Here is a 16,332-nt window from a genome sequence, read left to right as displayed (position 1 = left end):
GAATGTCAACGTAATAGTTAGGTTGCTTTGTAATTAGTTGACCAGTGGGCTGGGTTTTCTGTTGTCCATGCAGACGCCATCGCGAGCGGGCTCGCTCCCTCAGAGTTGTGAACATCACAAAACCCTGTGGGAGTCAGCCTGCTGGCGATTGAACCAGCTCGGTATAAGGGAGGGAAAAGCGGGCTAGAAATCCCGCTTGTAGAAGATGTCCAGCGAACTGGCCACGCCGCTGGCGGCTTCGAGGTAGACCTTCTTGCTCAGTTTGTAACGCAAGGCGATGGTGTTGGCCGGTTCAAACACGCCGACGCCGTAACGCAGGCTGAGTTTTTCCGAGATGTTGCCGCTGGCCACCACGCTGGTGGTGTTGCCGCTGCCTTGGGTGTCGAGCTGGAAGTCCTGAATGCCCAAATCACTGGCCAGACTGCTGGTGACCCCGGAACTGCCCATCAGGCCCAGACCGAGCGCCGCCTGCGCGAGCATGTTGTTGTCTTCGCCGGTAGTGCTCAGCGGACGCCCCAGCACCAGATAGGACAGCGCCTGTTCCTGACTCATCGCCGGCTCCGAGAAGATCTGCGTGGTCGGCTGCTCGGCGCTGCCGCTCAAGCGAATGCCGGCGATCACGTCATCGGTCTGGCGAATCGCTTCGATGTCCAGATACGGCTGATCGATCGGCCCGGCAAACAGCAGACGCGCGCGACGCACCGTCAGGCGCTGGCCGTAGGCGCGATAACGCCCGTCGTTGAGCCACAGTTCGCCACGGGTGTCCATGTTGTCGCCGATGTGCACGTGGCCTTGCAGGTTGGCGGTCAGGCCGAATCCGGCGAAGCTCAACTTGTCCTGGCCGACCACCACGTCGATGTCCATTTTCATCGCCAGCGGCGGCTTGCCCTCTTCGGTCTGCGCGCCGACGATGATCGTGTCATCGGAGACTTTCACCGTCGATGGCGGCAGTTCGCGCACTGTGATTTCGCCTGTCGGCACCAGCACCTTGCCGGCAATCGCCAGCTCATCGCCGGCCATGGAAATCTTCAGGTCCGGCGCCACTTCCAGTTTGGCGTAGGGTTCGACCGTCACTGGCAATTGCGTGCCCTTGAGCGCCAGATCCACCACCAGCGCCTGGCCCCAGGCGATGTTGCCGTTCAGGCTGCCCTGCCCGCTCTTGCCGCTTTTCCAGGCGCCGTTCAATTGCACGGCTTCACCGGCGATCACCGCTTGCAGTTGCAACGCTTGCAGTTCGATCGGCAACTCTGGCCCGGACACTTCGCCGTCGCTGAGTTGCACCGTACCGTTGACCAGCGGCGCGAGCAGACCACCGGAAATCGTGCCGCTGCCGTTCAGCCGCCCGGTGAGTTTCTCGACCATCGGCACAAACGGCCGCGCCACCGACAGATCCAGTCCGCTGAGGCGGAATGTACCGCTGAGTGGCTTGTTCTTCGGCAGCGGGTTGAGCTGCGCCTGCACCATCAATTCACCGAGCTTGCCACCGACGAAGTTGAGGTCGGTGTCGATGCGCTTGGGCGTGAGTTTGCTGGTGAGCTTGAGGGTCTGGTACGGGAAGTCGACCCACTGATCCTTTTCCTTCATGCGCAAGGTGCCGCCGCTGGCATCGATGCTGACCACGCCGTTCGGGCCGCTGGCCGGCAGATCCAGTTGCAGGTCGGCGTTGAGCTTGCCCTGCCAGGCGAAATCCTTCGGCAGCCATTGCGCCAGGCTTTCGATCGGGAATTGCTTGAGGTGATAACGCAGCTTCGGCTCCGGCATCAGGCGCTGGTCTTCGCCACACAGGCTGGCATTGCCGGACATCCAGCAATGGGCGCCGAAGTTGATCTTGCCGTCGGCCAGACGCTCGAGCTTGGCCGGGTTCTGCAGTTTCCAGTCCTGGCCGCCGGCCTGAATATCACCACTGGCCAGACGCCCGCGCCAGTTGCCTTTGTCCAGATTGCCGTCCAGGCCCAGCGCCAGTTTCAGCTTCGGCCCGAGCAGGTCGAGGTTGAGTTTCTGGTTTTTGATATCGCCCTGAGCGCTGGCGGTCAGGGTGCCCAGCGACGTATCGCCAGCCTGGATGCCACTGCCCTTGAGGTCGATTTTCGCCCGTTGCGCGCTGTCGAGGGTGGCGTCGAGGTTGAGGCTTTGCAGGCGATTGTCCTGGAACGCCAGTTGCGAACCTTGCAGGCCGAGCTTGCCTTGCGGCGCCTTGAGCGTGCCGGCGACATCGACCCGACCATTGATCTGCCCGCGCAGTTGCGGCCAAAGCTGGGCCAGACGCGCCAGTTTGATGTCGATCTGTCCCGTGAGTTTCTGTTGCAGGCTGCCCTTGCCGTTGATGCTGTTGTCGCCGAGGCGGATTTGCAGGGCATTCAGATTCCACTGCTCGCCCGCGCCGTCGGCCTTGGCTTGCAGGATCGCCGGTTGCCCGCGCAATTTGCCCTTCAGATCGAGGTCGGCGTTCAGGCTCAGGCGCTCGTTTTTCATTTCGCCCTTGCTCTTTAACGGACCGGCCAGGGTGCCCGGCAGCTCCGCGACCCAATACGCCGGGTTGAGCGCCGACAATTCCAGCGCGGTGTCCCAGGCGATGCCATCGGCGAACTGCACGTTCACATGGCCTTCGGCCTTGCCCTGCCCGGCTTCGAGTTTCAGTTGTGGCAGGAAGATCTGCTTGAGATTGCCGCTGAACGGACTGCTCAGGGTGAACGCCCCCGCCGGACCATCTGCAGCGGCGGCGAAATTACCGATGTACTGACCGTCGGTGTAGGAGACTTCGCCGGTGAAGGTACGCAACGTGATCTGCGGCTCGTCGATCTCCGGATAGAGCCGGTGCCACGGAAAATCCAGCCAGTTGATATTGGCCTGGGCACTGAGGCCTTTGCTCCAGTCGACATTGCCGGTGAGCTTGAGGCTTTGCTTGTCGTTGGCCGTCAGATCGAGGCCGGCAATCTGCGCGCCTTTGGCGTCGACCTTGCCTTTGAGCAGCAACGCCACCGGGCCTTTTTCGGCAGGCAGTGTCGCATTGCCGAGCAATTGGTAACCGTTCTTCAGGTCGCCTTCGCCGGTCAATACCAGTTGATTGAATTGCAGGGTATCCGGCAGATCGGCGCTCGGCTTGAAAGCCTCCGAGGTGATCCGCACTTTGGCCGGCAGGTCTTCTACCAGCGGTTGCAGCTCGCCGCTCAACTGGCCGTCGAGGTAGCCACGGCTGTCGGCGTGCAGGTTGAGGGTTTTCAGCAGGTCGCCGTCGACTTTCAGCGCCAGCGTCCACGGTTCGGGTGCCGGCGACGGCAAGGTCAGATCACCGGCGATGTTCAGCGGCCAGTTGCCGGTCGGTTGCAACAGGCCGGACAGGTTCAGGCTCAACTCGTCGCGCTGCAGTTTCACACTGTCGATCTGCAGGCCCTTGGCGGTCCAATGCGCCGCCAGTTGCAGGCCTTTCAACTCTTCACTGCCGTTGAACAACAGGTTGCCGACCTGAACGTCGCCCAGCTCGATGGCCACGGGCAATTGCAGATCAGGAAGTGTGATCGGACCGCTTTCGGTGACGTCCTCGCTCGGCGGAAATTGCAGGCTGACGGTATCGGCCTTGAGCTGTTCGATGCACAACGTCATGCGCGTCAGGCACAGCGGCGACCACTCGAAGATCGGTTTGCTCAGTTCGACGCGGCTGCTGTCCTGCTGCCACAGCAGATGATCGGCGCTCCACTGCCCGCCGAGGCGACCCTGGAAATTGTCGACGCTCAGGCCCGGTACCAGACCCAGCACCCAACGGCTGCCGGCCTGAGTTCCGAGCACAGCGGTAATGCTCAATACAATCAGCAGCACCAGCGACAACAACGCCAGCGCCGATATTTTCAAACCACGCTTCACAGCTCAGGCCCCATGGAAAAGTGCAGCCGGATGCCGCCATCGTCGTCCAGCGCGTGGGCCAGGTCGAGGCGGATCGGCCCCACCGGTGAGACCCAGCGCACACCGATACCGACCCCGGTCTTGAGGTTCGGCAGTTCGAGTTTGTTGAAGGAGTTGCCCTGATCGACGAAAGTCGCCACGCGCCACTTCTCGGCAATCGAGTATTGATACTCGACGCTGCCGGCCACCATGTAGCGCCCGCCGATGCGGTCGCCCTCGGAGTTCTCCGGGGACAGGCTCTGATAGTCATAGCCGCGCACGCTCTGATCGCCACCGGCGAAGAAACGCAGCGACGGCGGCACCGATTTGTAGCCGTTGGTGGCGCTGCCGCCGACCTGGACCCGACCGAGCAAACGGTGCTTGTCGAACACGGTGGTCAGGCCCTTGATCAGCGCCGTGCCATAAAGCAGGTTGTTGTCCGAGCCGAGGCCTTCTTTCGCCACTTTGCTTTCGAAGGTCAGGCGATAGCCATTGTGCGGGTCGATGCGGTTGTCACTCTTGAGGTAGGAATAGCTGACGCCGGGCATCAGCAAGGTGCTCAGACCGGAGTCGTCGCCGAGCTGGTATTCCTCGCGCTGCCATTTCAGCGAGATCACCCGCTGCCAGCCGCTGGGCAATTTGCTGTGCCATTCCGGGCCGAAGGTCAACAGCTTGCTCAAGGTGTCGGAACCGTCGATGTCCTCGTATTGATAACCGCCGGCCCAGCGCAGTTTGTCGGTCAGCGGCGGGTCCAGCGGGATGTCGTAGAACAGACCGACGTTCTGCCGTGGCGCCGACAGTTCGGCCTCCCAGCCATAACTGTCGCCCTGCGGGTTGACCCAGTGACGGGTCCAGTTGGCCTTGATGCGCGGGCCGACGTCGGTGGAATAACCCAGACCCAGGCCCATGGTGCGCGGCTTGCGGGTGTCGAGTTTGACGTCCACCGGGATCACGTCGTTATTTGCGGCGGTCGGTGCGGCGTCGACCCGCACGCCCTCGAAATAGCCGCTCGATTGCAGGTCGCGGTTGAGTTCGGCGATCAGCTCGGAGTCATACGGCTCGCCGGCCTTGAACGGCACCATGCGTTGCAGCAGGTCTTCGTCGAACGGTGTGTCGCCCTCGAAACTGACTTTGCCCAGCGCATAACGCGGACCGCTTTCGTAGATCAATTCGACGTCGGCGACCCCGGCGCGTGGATCGACCATCAATTTCTGGCTGGTGAAGCGGCCACTGAAGAACCCATAGCGCGAAGCCTGGTTCTGGATCAGGCGCTTGGCGTCTTCATAACGCCCATGGTTGAGCACCGCGCCGGGCTTGAGCACGTCACTTTTCGGGACTCGAAAGGATTTGAGAGAGGCCGCCGGGCCGTCGACCCGCACGGTTACGTTGCGCAGGCGGATCGGCTCGCCGGGATCGATGTTCAGCACCAGACGCGGTTTTTCACCGCCCTTGACGTCACTTTCGATCTGCGGCTGGTAATAACCCAAGGCCTGGGCGGCCTTGCGCGCCTGTTCTTCGGCGCCGCGACTGAAGCGCTGCAAGGCTTCTTCGTCACGATCGCCGAGGCTGCCGATATAGCCTTCTATATTGGCTTTCAGTTCATCGTTGGACGGTTTGATCCGCACATCCAATTCACTTTGCGCCAGCGCCGCGCAGCTGGTTAACAGCATGAGCACGCCACTGGTAAATCTTCCTGGAAACTTCATAGGCGCGGATGCTATCACGGGCTTGGGAGCGTGATAGAACAGGAAATTCCCCCAAAAGTTCGACGGTCATCCCGTTGCTGTTTGTAACACCTGCGGGTTGGCGTGGAAAAACACGTGCTCGCGCACCGGGCCGACCGCCACTTCACCGATTTCCTCGTAACCCTGACGCTTGTAGAACTCCAGGTAACGCGGGTTGCCGGTGTCGAGGATCACGCCTTGGGAGGTTTCGTCCACCGCGCACCAGTTGTGCACCGCTTGCAGCAGTTGCTCGCCGAAATGCTTGCCCTGAAATTGTGGATGCACGCCGAGCAGCGGCAGCATGTGCACCGAGTCGGTCGGCACGCAAGCTTCAACGGCAGCGTGATACTCCAGATAACGCCGGGTGCAGCGAAAACCGGTGCTCAGCACCATGCGCAAACGCCAGGCCCAACTCTCGGTAACACCCAGGCGCCGTTGCGGCGGTGCAATCAGGGCGATACCGATCAGGCGATCGTTGACCAACAGGCCGATGGCCGGCAGATCCTGCAGGAAATGCTGTTTGACCAACTCCCGCACCGTGGCCCGTACCCTTTGTTCATAACCCGGACGCTCTGCTTCGAACAGGTAGGCGAAGGTCGGCTCGTGACGATAGGCCTGATAAAGAAGGGATCGCGCTTCGCGGGAATAGCCGCGGTCGAGCATATGAATGTCGGCGATGGCGGATTGGGTTTCAGGCATGACGGTGATTCTCCCTGGACGGGACTCAAGAGGCCCCGTTCTTGTTATACGAGCCTTGGGCTGAAGGGATCGTTCCCACACCCGAAAGACATTAGCAGCGCATATGGACTACCGCCACGCTGGCCCAGATCCTACATGTCAGCTAGCATCGCCCTTTTGCCAGGACTGCCGACCATGAAGATCGTTTCCTTCAACATCAACGGACTGCGGGCCCGTCCGCATCAGCTGGCGGCGCTGATCGAGAAGCATCAGCCGGACGTGATCGGCCTGCAGGAAACCAAGGTCCACGACGACCAGTTCCCGCTGGAAGAAGTGCGGGCCCTGGGTTATCACGTGTATTTCCACGGTCAGAAAGGTCATTACGGCGTTGCCCTGCTCTCGCGCCAGGAACCGATTGCCGTACACAAAGGTTTTGCCACCGATGAAGAAGACGCACAGCGGCGCTTTATCTGGGGCACGTTCGCCGACGCCAACGGCGTGCCGGTGACGATCATGAACGGCTATTTCCCACAGGGTGAAAGCCGCGACCATCCGACCAAATTCCCGGCCAAGCAGCGCTTCTACAGCGATCTGCAAGCGCTGCTGGAAAGCCAGTTCCACAACGAACAGCCGCTGGTGGTGATGGGCGACGTCAACATTTCCCCGGAAGACTGCGACATCGGCATCGGCCCGGACAACATGAAGCGCTGGCTGAAAACCGGCAAATGCAGCTTCCTGCCGGAAGAGCGCGAGTGGATGGCCCGCCTGAAAAACTGGGGCCTGACCGACAGCTTCCGCCATCTGAACCCGGACGTGACCGACACGTTCAGCTGGTTCGACTACCGCAGCCGTGGTTTTGAAGACGAGCCGAAGCGTGGTCTGCGGATTGATGTGATTCTGGCGTCTCATGGCTTGCTGCCGCGTGTGAAAGCCGCCGGTGTCGACTATGAACTGCGCGGGATGGAAAAGCCTTCGGACCATGCGCCGATCTGGCTGGAATTGAGCTGACCCGCTTGAAGCAGAAGATCACAGCCGGCGGTTGTGATCTTCTGTCCTGTCATCTTTCAGCAACCTCACTGACTTAATCTCCCCGGCAATCCCCTTGGCTGCAATCGGTGCCGGCATGACCCTGCGTGTTCTGTTCGTCTTTCTCCTGAGCGCCTGGCTGCAGGTTTCGGCCGCGGCATTGCCCATTCCCGAGAACGGCCCGGTATTGCGCATCCAGGGTTCCAACACCATTGGCGCGGCGCTCGGCCCGGCGTTGGTGGAAGGCCTGTTGCAAGATCAGGGACTGTTGAAAGTCCACAGCGAAACCCCGGACACCGCCAACGAACAACGGATCGTCGGCCTGACGGCCCAAGGCCAAAGGGTCGTGGTGGAGATCGCCGCCCACGGTTCGAGCACCGGTTTCACTGCACTCAAGAACGCCAGCGCCGATCTGGCCGCCTCGTCGCGCCCGATCAAGGACAGCGAACTGCTGAACCTGCAAGCCCGGGGCGATCTGAAAAGCCCCGGTGCCGAGCAAGTCATCGCCATCGATGGTCTGGCGATCATCCTTCACCCCGACAATTCGCTGAATCAACTGAACACCGAACAACTGGCGCGAATCTTCAGCGGCGAGGCGAAGACGTGGGAAGACGTCGGCGGCAAGGGTGGGACGATTCATTTATATGCGCGGGATGATCAGTCCGGTACGTACGACACGTTCAAGGAACTTGTCCTCAGTCGTCGTGGGAAATCCCTGAGCAATGCCGCGAAACGGTTTGAATCCAGCGAGCAGTTGTCCGACGCAGTCAGTGCCGATCCGCAGGCCATCGGTTTCATCGGCCTGCCCTATGTGCGTCAGGCCAAAGCCGTGGCGATTGTCGACGGGCAGTCCCAGGCAATGCTGCCGCTCGCCAGCCTGATCGCCACCGAAGACTATCCACTGTCGCGGCGGCTGTTCTTCTATCTGCCGCCCGACAGCAACAATCCCTGGGCCAGGGCGTTGGTGGAGTTTGCGCAGAGCCGCCAGGGTCAGGCGATTGTCGCGGCCAACGGTTTTATCGCCCAGACCGTGCAGGCTATCGCCGTCACGCCGAATGCGCTGATGCCCGAGGGTTATCAATCCCTCAGCCGCCACGCCCAGCGTCTGACGGTGAACTTCCGCTTCGAAGAAGGTAGCGCCAGCCTCGACAACAAGGCCCGTCAGGATCTGGCCCGGGTGTTCGACTATATAAAGCACCACGACAAGACCGACCGCGCGGTAACACTGGTGGGCTTCGGCGACGCCAAAGACGACCCGGCACGGGCTGATTTACTGTCGAAGCTGCGGGCGATGGCGGTACGCCGGGAGTTGGTGAAAAACGGCGTGGTATTGCGCGAAGTGCGCGGGTTTGGCGCACTGATGCCGGTGGCGACCAACAGCGGGGATGAAGGCCGGATCAAGAATCGGCGGGTTGAGGTTTGGGTTTACTGAGCGTCGAATCACTGATCGTTCCCACGCTCTGCGTGGTAACGCAGCCATGGACGCTCCGCGTCCACTGTGACGCGGAGCGTCACGGTATGCATTCCCACGCAGAGCGTGGGAACGATCACCGCGATCAGCGCTTTGCGTGGGAGCGATCAGGGGTGAAGTGCTGAATCAGCGCTCGCTACGCAGCATTTCCTTCGGCACATACTTGCCGATCTCGAACTTGCCGATCGCAGCGCGGTGCACTTCGTCCGGGCCGTCGGCCAGGCGCAGGGTGCGTTGCATGGCGTACATGTAGGCCAGCGGGAAATCGTTCGACACCCCTGCCCCGCCATGGATCTGGATCGCCCGGTCGATCACTCGCAACGCGACGTTCGGTGCGACGACCTTGATCTGCGCGATTTCGCTCTTGGCGACCTTGTTACCCACGGTGTCCATCATGTACGCCGCCTTCAGGGTCAGCAGGCGCGCCATGTCGATTTCCATCCGCGAGTCGGCGATCTTGTCGACGTTACCGCCCAGACGCGCCAGCGGTTTGCCGAATGCAGTACGGCTTACCGAACGTTTGCACATCAGTTCCAGTGCGCGCTCGGCCATGCCGATCGAACGCATGCAGTGATGAATCCGGCCTGGGCCAAGGCGACCTTGAGCGATTTCGAAGCCACGTCCTTCACCGAGCAGGACGTTTTCGTACGGCACCCGCACGTTGTCGAACAGCACTTCGGCGTGACCGTGGGGTGCGTCGTCGTAACCGAACACCGGCAGCGGACGTAGGATCTTCACGCCGGGGGTGTCGACCGGCACCAGGATCATCGAGTGCTGGGCATGACGCGGGGCGTCGGGGTTGCTCAGGCCCATGAAGATCAGGATCTTGCAGCGCGGATCGCAGGCGCCGGAGGTCCACCATTTCTTGCCGTTGATGACCCACTCGTCGCCATCGCGCACGGCGCGGGCGGCCATGTTGGTGGCGTCGGAGGACGCAACGTCCGGTTCGGTCATGGCGAACGCCGAGCGGATCTCGCCGCGCAGCAGCGGTTCGAGCCAGCGCTGTTTCTGTTCTTCGTTGGCGTAACGCACCAGCACTTCCATGTTGCCGGTGTCGGGCGCCGAGCAGTTGAACGGCTCGGGCCCGAGCAGCGAACGGCCCATGATTTCCGCCAATGGCGCGTATTCGAGGTTGGTCAGGCCAGCACCAAGCTCCGACTCAGGCAGAAACAAATTCCACAGACCTTCGGCTTTCGCCTTGGCTTTGAGTTCTTCCATGATCGCCGTGGGCTGCCAACGATCGCCTTCGGCGACCTGGCGCTCGAACACGGCTTCGGCCGGGTAAACGTAAGTGTCCATGAACGCGGTCACGCGCTCACGCAGTTCTTGCACCTTGGGCGAATAAGCGAAATCCATGAGCAATTACCTTTTTTCGGCAGGTTGTTTAAGTCATGCAATCGATGCTAGAACAGCGTTGATAATTTACCTAGCCTATTCTCGGCGTGTATAAACATTCATCACCGATATATGATCGGTTGATTTTCCTGGCCGCCCTGACCCGCGCCATCCATCTATAACAAGCACCTATAACAAGAGAGCCGCGTAATGAATCTGAGCAAGGTCGACCTCAACCTTTTCATCGTCTTCGACGCGATCTACACCGAAGCCAACCTGACACGCGCCGGGCAGATTGTCGGCATTACCCAGCCTGCGGTGTCCAACGCATTGGCGCGGTTGCGCGAGACCTTCAACGACCCGCTCTTCGTCCGCACCGCCCAGGGCATGGTGCCGACGCCCATGGCGCAGAACATCATCGGTCCGGTGCGCAACGCGCTGTCGCTGTTGCGGGTATCGGTTCAGGAAAGCCGCATTTTCAACCCCTCGCAAGCGGTCAAGACCTACCGTATCAGCATGACTGACCTGACCGAAGCGGTGATTCTGCCGCCGCTGTTCCAGCGTCTGCGTCGTCTGGCGCCGACTGTGATCATCGAAAGCTTTCTGTCCAAACGCCGGGAAACCACCAAGGAGCTGGCTGCCGGGCGTCTCGACTTTGCCGTGGATGCGCCGCTCAACACCGACCCGCAGGTGCGCCACGTCAAGCTGATGGAAGACCGTTACGTCTGCGCGATGCGCAAGGGTCATCCGCTGGCGACCAAGGAAAAATTCACCCTCGACGATTACCTGTCGCTGACCCACATTCATATTTCCAGCCGGCGCAGTGGTCTGGGCCATGTCGATCTGGCGCTGGGCAAAATGGGCATCCAGCGCAAGATCGCCCTGCGCTCGCAGCACTATTTGATGGCGTCTCAGGTGTTGCAGCAGACTGATATGGTAATGACCGTGCCGGAGCGCTTCGCCCGTCGGCATGACCTGCATGCGTTCAATCTGCCGGTCAACGATGTGCCGCCGGTGGAAACCCATTTGTACTGGCACGAAAGCACCGATCAGGACCCGGCCAACCGCTGGATGCGCGAGCAGATGATCGAGTTGTGCCAGCAAGTGACAGCCCACGAGAAGAAGCTCGACAAGCTGCAGGCGCCCGCCACTTGACGTAAACGTCAACCTGCCATTAGCTTAGCGCCAAGACCCTTCTTCGAGCGCTTTCATGAGCAGCCAGACCTACAGCATTTCCGACCTCGCCCGCGAGCTGGACATCACCACCCGGGCGATCCGCTTCTATGAAGAACAAGGCCTGCTCAGCCCCGAGCGCCGAGGCCAGGAACGCATCTATTCGCCACGCGACAAGGTCAGCCTGAAGCTGATCCTGCGGGGCAAGCGCATCGGTTTTTCCCTGGCCGAGTGCCGTGAACTGATCGAGCTCTACGACCCCTCCAGCGGTAACACCAAACAACTCAACAGCATGCTGGCGAAAATCAGCGAGCGCCGGGCACAGCTTGAACAGCAACTGCTGGACATCGAACAGATGAAGCTGGAACTCGACACCGCCGAAGAACGCTGCGTGCAGGCGCTGGAGCAGACGCTCAAGAGTCAGCAATCAGTTCAGTAACCTAAATAAATCCCACACGGGGTTCCGCAGGAATTCAAAGAGCAGGTCAACACCATGTCCCTCCCCTCCCAAGTACGCCTGATCGAAGTCGGCCCGCGTGACGGCCTGCAGAACGAAGCCCAGCCCATCAGCGTCGCCGACAAGGTGCAACTGGTCGACGCGCTGAGCGCCGCCGGTCTCGGCTATATAGAAGTCGGCAGTTTCGTCTCGCCCAAGTGGGTGCCGCAGATGGCCGGTTCCGCCGAGGTGTTCGCGCAGATCCAGCGCAAGCCCGGCGTAACCTATGGTGCATTGGCGCCGAACCTGCGCGGTTTTGAAGATGCACTTGCGGCGGGAGTGAAGGAAGTCGCGGTGTTTGCCGCTGCGTCCGAAGCGTTTTCGCAGCGCAACATCAATTGCTCGATCAGCGAAAGCCTGGCGCGGTTCGCGCCGATCATGGAATCGGCGAAACAGCACGGCGTTACCGTGCGCGGTTACGTGTCCTGCGTGTTGGGCTGTCCTTATGAAGGTGAAGTCGCCCCGGAGCAAGTGGCGATGGTGGCCCGCGAGCTGTACGCGATGGGCTGCTATGAAGTGTCGCTGGGTGACACCATCGGTACCGGCACCGCGGGCGCGACCCGCCGGCTGTTCGAAGTGGTCTCGAAACAGGTGCCACGCGAGAAACTCGCCGGCCACTTCCACGACACCTACGGCCAGGCCATGGCCAACATCTATGCAAGCCTGCTGGAAGGCATCGCGGTGTTCGACAGCTCGATCGCCGGCCTCGGCGGCTGCCCGTACGCCAAGGGCGCCAGCGGTAACGTCGCCACCGAAGACGTGGTGTACCTGCTCAACGGCCTGGGCATCGAGACCGGTATCGACCTCGACGCCTTGATTGCCGCCGGCCAGCAGATCAGCTCCGTGCTGGGCCGCCCGACCGGTTCGCGCGTGGCCAAGGCTCGCAGCGCACAGTGAGGGATGGTGTTACCGCCGAGCGCGAAACGTGGGCACAAGCGAGTAACACGGAAACAAATTGTCTGGTTTTGCCTGAAGGAAAAATCCTTCAAAAATCTCAAGCCATTGATTTAAAAGGGTTTTTAAAAGTTGGCACGGCTTCTGCTATCTCTATGGCATAACAAGAATAAAAAGCAGCAAACCAATAAAAATAAGACGTACCGACTCTGACATAACAAAAACAACACGGCAGAGACGCAGCTAACAGATTTTTTTGGAGAAGGTGTGCTTTTCAGGGTGTTCCTCGGAATGACCCGCAACCGGGCAGAGAACAATAAAACTACCTTCAGGTAGCTCCCGAATCGGTTGGATCGCTAGACGAGAAAGCAGATCAGCGCTCAAAAAAATACGTTTGCTCTTGACCCCGGATGGGGGTCGCCAAAAAACAGCGGTAAAGGGCCACGGTTGCCAAAAACAACAACAGACCGCCCCTCAATAATAAAAAGAGCACGCGACGACAAAATTAAAGGGGAGCTTCGGCTCCCCTTTGTGCTGTCTGGCGTTCTGAAATCCTGCAGAAAACTGTGGGAGCAAAGCCCCCACAGATTCGCTCCTCAACCCTCGTTACTGCGCAACTCCTCAATACTGATCTCGCGCATCCGGAACTTCTGGATCTTGCCGGTCACCGTCATCGGAAACTCCTCCACAAACTTGAAGTACCTCGGCGTCTTGAAGTGGGCGATACGCTCCTTGCACCACGCTTGCAGTTCTTGCTCGGTGGCGCTGTGGCCGGGATGGAATTTGATCCAGGCGACGATTTCTTCGCCGTAACGTGAGCAGGGAATGCCGATCACCTGCACGTCCGCCACCGCTGGGTGGGTGAAGAAGAACTCCTCCAGTTCACGCGGGTAAATGTTTTCGCCGCCACGGATGATCATGTCCTTGTTACGCCCGGCGATGCACACGTAACCCTCGTCGTTCATGCTCGCTAGGTCGCCGGTGTGCATCCAGCCCGCCGCGTCGATGGCTTCGGCGGTGGCATTCGGGTTGTTCCAGTAGCCAAGCATCACGCTGTAACCACGGGTGCACAGCTCGCCGATGGTGCCGCGTGGTACCGGATTGCCGGCCTCGTCGATGATTTTGCTTTCGAGTTGCGGCTGGGTGCGGCCGACGGTGGTGACGCGCAGTTCCAGTTCGTCGGATGGGCCGGTCTGCAGCGACACCGGGCTGGTTTCGGTCATGCCGTAGGCGATCTGCACTTCGCTCATGTGCATTTCGTTGATGACCCGTCGCATCACTTCGATCGGGCAGGTGGCGCCGGCCATGATCCCGGTGCGCAGGGTCGACAGGTCGAACTCGGCGCGCTGCGGCTGATCGAGCATGGCGATGAACATGGTCGGCACGCCGTACAGCGCGGTGGCCTTTTCTTCGGCGACCGTGCTCAGGGTCAGCAGCGGATCGAAGGCATCGTTGGGATAAATCATCGTGCTGCCGTGGGTGATACAGCCGAGGTTGCCCATGACCATACCGAAGCAGTGATACAACGGCACCGGGATCACCAGCCGATCAGCGGCGGTCAGGCCGAGGCTTTCGCCGACCATGTAACCGTTGTTGAGGATGTTGTAGTGACTGAGGGTCGCGCCCTTGGGGAAGCCGGTGGTGCCGGAGGTGTACTGAATGTTGACGGGCTGATCGAAGTGCAGGCTGTCGCTGCGTTCACGCAATTGTTCTGGAGAGACACTGGCGGCCAGATCTGCCAGTTGCGACCACGGGAGAAAACCCGAAGGCGGCTGGGGATCAAGGCTGATCAACCCGCGCAGCTCCGGCAGGCGCTCGCTGCGCAGTTCGCCGATGGATTGCTCGGCCAGTTCCGGCAGCAAGCCTTGCAGCATGCCGTGATAGTTCGAAGATTTGAAGGCGCCGGCGCAGACCAACCATTGGCAACCGGATTGTTTGAGCACGTATTCGAGTTCGGAGCTGCGGTAGGCCGGGTTGATGTTGACCAGAATCACGCCGAGCTTCGCGGTGGCAAACTGAGTGATGCACCACTGCGCGCAATTCGGCGCCCAGATGCCGAGCCGATCACCGGCCTGCAAACCCAACGCCAGCAGCGCTCTGGCATGCACGTCCACCGCGTCGGCCAGTTGCCGCCAGGTGTAACGCAGCTGCTGATGACGCACCACCAGCGCCTCGCCGTCCGGGTACTGCGCGACGGTCTCGTCGAACTTCTGCCCGATGGTCATCGCCAGCAAGGCTTTGTCCTGGGAACCACGGGTGTAGCTGCGCTGCGGGTTTGCACTGGGTTGATCCATAACGACCCCTATTGTCTTTATTAGTGGGTGTTGGACCGGAGCCACGGCAGCTCCGACCATTCAGAACTGGCCCTACTCTCGCTCAAGTTGACGTTAACGTAAAGGGTGATTGACAGCCATTCGTCACAGGCTTACGTTAACGTAAAGGTGAGAACTGAAACGCCCTTCTCCCCACCCTACAAAAAAGCCAAAAGGTGACCCATGAGCTACCCATCCCTGAACTTTGCCCTCGGCGAAACCATCGACATGCTGCGCGATCAGGTTCAGTCTTTTGTCGCCAAGGAGATCGCCCCGCGTGCCGCGCAGATCGACAGCGACAACCTGTTCCCGGCCGATCTGTGGCGCAAGTTTGGCGATATGGGCCTGCTCGGCATCACCGTACCGGAAGAGTACGGCGGCGCTGGTCTGGGTTACCTGGCGCACGTGGTGGCGATGGAAGAAATCAGCCGTGGCTCGGCTTCCGTGGCGTTGTCCTACGGCGCCCACTCCAACCTCTGCGTGAACCAGATCAACCGCAACGGCAACCACGAACAGAAAGCCAAATACCTGCCAAAACTGATCAGCGGCGAACACGTCGGTGCCCTCGCCATGAGCGAGCCGAACGCCGGTTCCGACGTGGTTTCGATGAAACTGCGGGCCGATAAACGCGGCGACCGTTTCGTGCTCAACGGCAGCAAGACCTGGATCACTAACGGCCCCGACGCCAACACCTACGTGATCTACGCCAAGACCGACCTGGAAAAAGGCCCGCACGGCATCACCGCGTTCATCGTCGAACGTGACTGGAAAGGCTTCAGCCGCAGCAACAAGTTCGACAAGCTCGGCATGCGCGGCTCCAACACTTGCGAGCTGTTCTTCGATGACGTCGAAGTGCCGGAAGAAAACATCCTCGGCGTGCTCAACGGCGGCGTGAAAGTGCTGATGAGCGGCCTCGACTACGAGCGCGTTGTCCTGTCCGGTGGCCCGACCGGGATCATGCAGGCGTGCATGGACCTGATCGTGCCGTACATCCACGACCGCAAGCAGTTCGGCCAGAGCATCGGTGAATTCCAGCTGATCCAGGGCAAGGTCGCCGACATGTACACCCAGCTCAATGCCAGCCGCGCCTACCTCTACGCTGTGGCCCAGGCCTGCGAGCGCAACGAAACCACCCGCAAGGATGCCGCCGGCGTGATCCTCTATACCGCCGAACGCGCCACGCAAATGGCTCTGGACGCGATCCAGATTCTCGGCGGCAACGGCTACATCAACGAATTCCCGGCCGGCCGTCTGCTGCGTGACGCCAAGCTGTACGAAATCGGCGCTGGCACCAGTGAGATCCGTCGCATGCTGATCGGCCGCGAACTGTTCAACGAAACCCGCTAA

Annotated in this window: 11 protein-coding genes; 6 read left to right on the top strand and 5 right to left on the bottom strand. The window is 60.6% G+C overall.

Annotation, left to right across the window (positions count from 1 at the left end; genetic code table 11):
- Positions 1-183: 183 nt before the first annotated feature.
- The 3 genes from ACODTD_RS24420 to ACODTD_RS24410 all read right to left on the bottom strand — a co-directional run bounded on the left by ACODTD_RS24420 (position 184) and on the right by ACODTD_RS24410 (position 6,299).
- Positions 184-3,858: a translocation/assembly module TamB domain-containing protein gene (locus ACODTD_RS24420; protein WP_489105318.1), complete on the bottom strand. Its 3,675-nt coding sequence runs from the start codon at positions 3,856-3,858 to the stop codon at positions 184-186.
- Positions 3,855-5,582, bottom strand: coding sequence for an autotransporter assembly complex protein TamA (locus ACODTD_RS24415; RefSeq protein ID WP_011334992.1), 1,728 nt, complete (start codon positions 5,580-5,582; stop codon positions 3,855-3,857). The genes ACODTD_RS24420 and ACODTD_RS24415 overlap by 4 nt, the downstream gene beginning before the upstream one ends.
- Before the next feature lie 66 nt (positions 5,583-5,648).
- A complete protein-coding gene (locus ACODTD_RS24410) occupies positions 5,649-6,299 on the bottom strand; it encodes a GNAT family N-acetyltransferase (protein ID WP_011334993.1) in 651 nt (216 codons plus the stop codon).
- Positions 6,300-6,473: 174 nt separating this feature from the next.
- Here ACODTD_RS24410 and xthA point away from each other — a divergent pair, with 174 nt between their 5' ends.
- A complete protein-coding gene (xthA, locus tag ACODTD_RS24405; RefSeq protein WP_011334994.1) occupies positions 6,474-7,286 on the top strand; it encodes an exodeoxyribonuclease III in 813 nt (270 codons plus the stop codon).
- A 115-nt stretch (positions 7,287-7,401) separates the two neighbouring features.
- Complete coding sequence (locus ACODTD_RS24400; RefSeq protein ID WP_011334995.1) at positions 7,402-8,736, top strand: substrate-binding domain-containing protein; 1,335 nt, start codon at positions 7,402-7,404, stop codon at positions 8,734-8,736.
- A 165-nt stretch (positions 8,737-8,901) separates the two neighbouring features.
- Here ACODTD_RS24400 and ACODTD_RS24395 read toward each other — a convergent pair whose 3' ends face one another.
- Positions 8,902-10,131, bottom strand: coding sequence for an acyl-CoA dehydrogenase (locus ACODTD_RS24395; RefSeq protein WP_074688994.1), 1,230 nt, complete (start codon positions 10,129-10,131; stop codon positions 8,902-8,904).
- Between the two features lie 189 nt (positions 10,132-10,320).
- Here ACODTD_RS24395 and ACODTD_RS24390 point away from each other — a divergent pair, with 189 nt between their 5' ends.
- Genes ACODTD_RS24390 through ACODTD_RS24380 form a run of 3 tightly spaced genes read left to right on the top strand, consistent with a single transcriptional unit; the run spans position 10,321 to position 12,676 of the window.
- Positions 10,321-11,265: a LysR family transcriptional regulator gene (locus ACODTD_RS24390; RefSeq protein WP_011334997.1), complete on the top strand. Its 945-nt coding sequence runs from the start codon at positions 10,321-10,323 to the stop codon at positions 11,263-11,265.
- A gap of 55 nt (positions 11,266-11,320) precedes the next feature.
- The gene (locus ACODTD_RS24385; RefSeq protein WP_011334998.1) at positions 11,321-11,722 is read left to right on the top strand and encodes a MerR family transcriptional regulator; all 402 of its coding nucleotides are present in this window, start codon (positions 11,321-11,323) and stop codon (positions 11,720-11,722) included.
- Positions 11,723-11,776: 54 nt separating this feature from the next.
- On the top strand, positions 11,777-12,676 hold the full coding sequence (locus ACODTD_RS24380) for a hydroxymethylglutaryl-CoA lyase (protein ID WP_011334999.1): 900 nt from the start codon (positions 11,777-11,779) through the stop codon (positions 12,674-12,676).
- A 593-nt stretch (positions 12,677-13,269) separates the two neighbouring features.
- On the opposite strand, the gene ACODTD_RS24375 is transcribed toward ACODTD_RS24380, so the two are convergent.
- Positions 13,270-14,967 carry an AMP-binding protein gene (locus tag ACODTD_RS24375; protein WP_011335000.1) on the bottom strand — a complete coding sequence of 566 codons (1,698 nt, stop codon included), beginning with the start codon at positions 14,965-14,967 and terminating at the stop codon, positions 13,270-13,272.
- A gap of 201 nt (positions 14,968-15,168) precedes the next feature.
- Here ACODTD_RS24375 and ACODTD_RS24370 point away from each other — a divergent pair, with 201 nt between their 5' ends.
- Positions 15,169-16,332 (top strand): isovaleryl-CoA dehydrogenase, encoded by a 1,164-nt coding sequence (locus tag ACODTD_RS24370; RefSeq protein ID WP_011335001.1) that lies wholly within the window; start codon positions 15,169-15,171, stop codon positions 16,330-16,332.

The organism is Pseudomonas sp. FG35, assembly GCF_057809295.1.
Note: the sequence above shows the minus strand (reverse complement) of the source record. Positions and strands in the feature narration are given on the sequence as shown.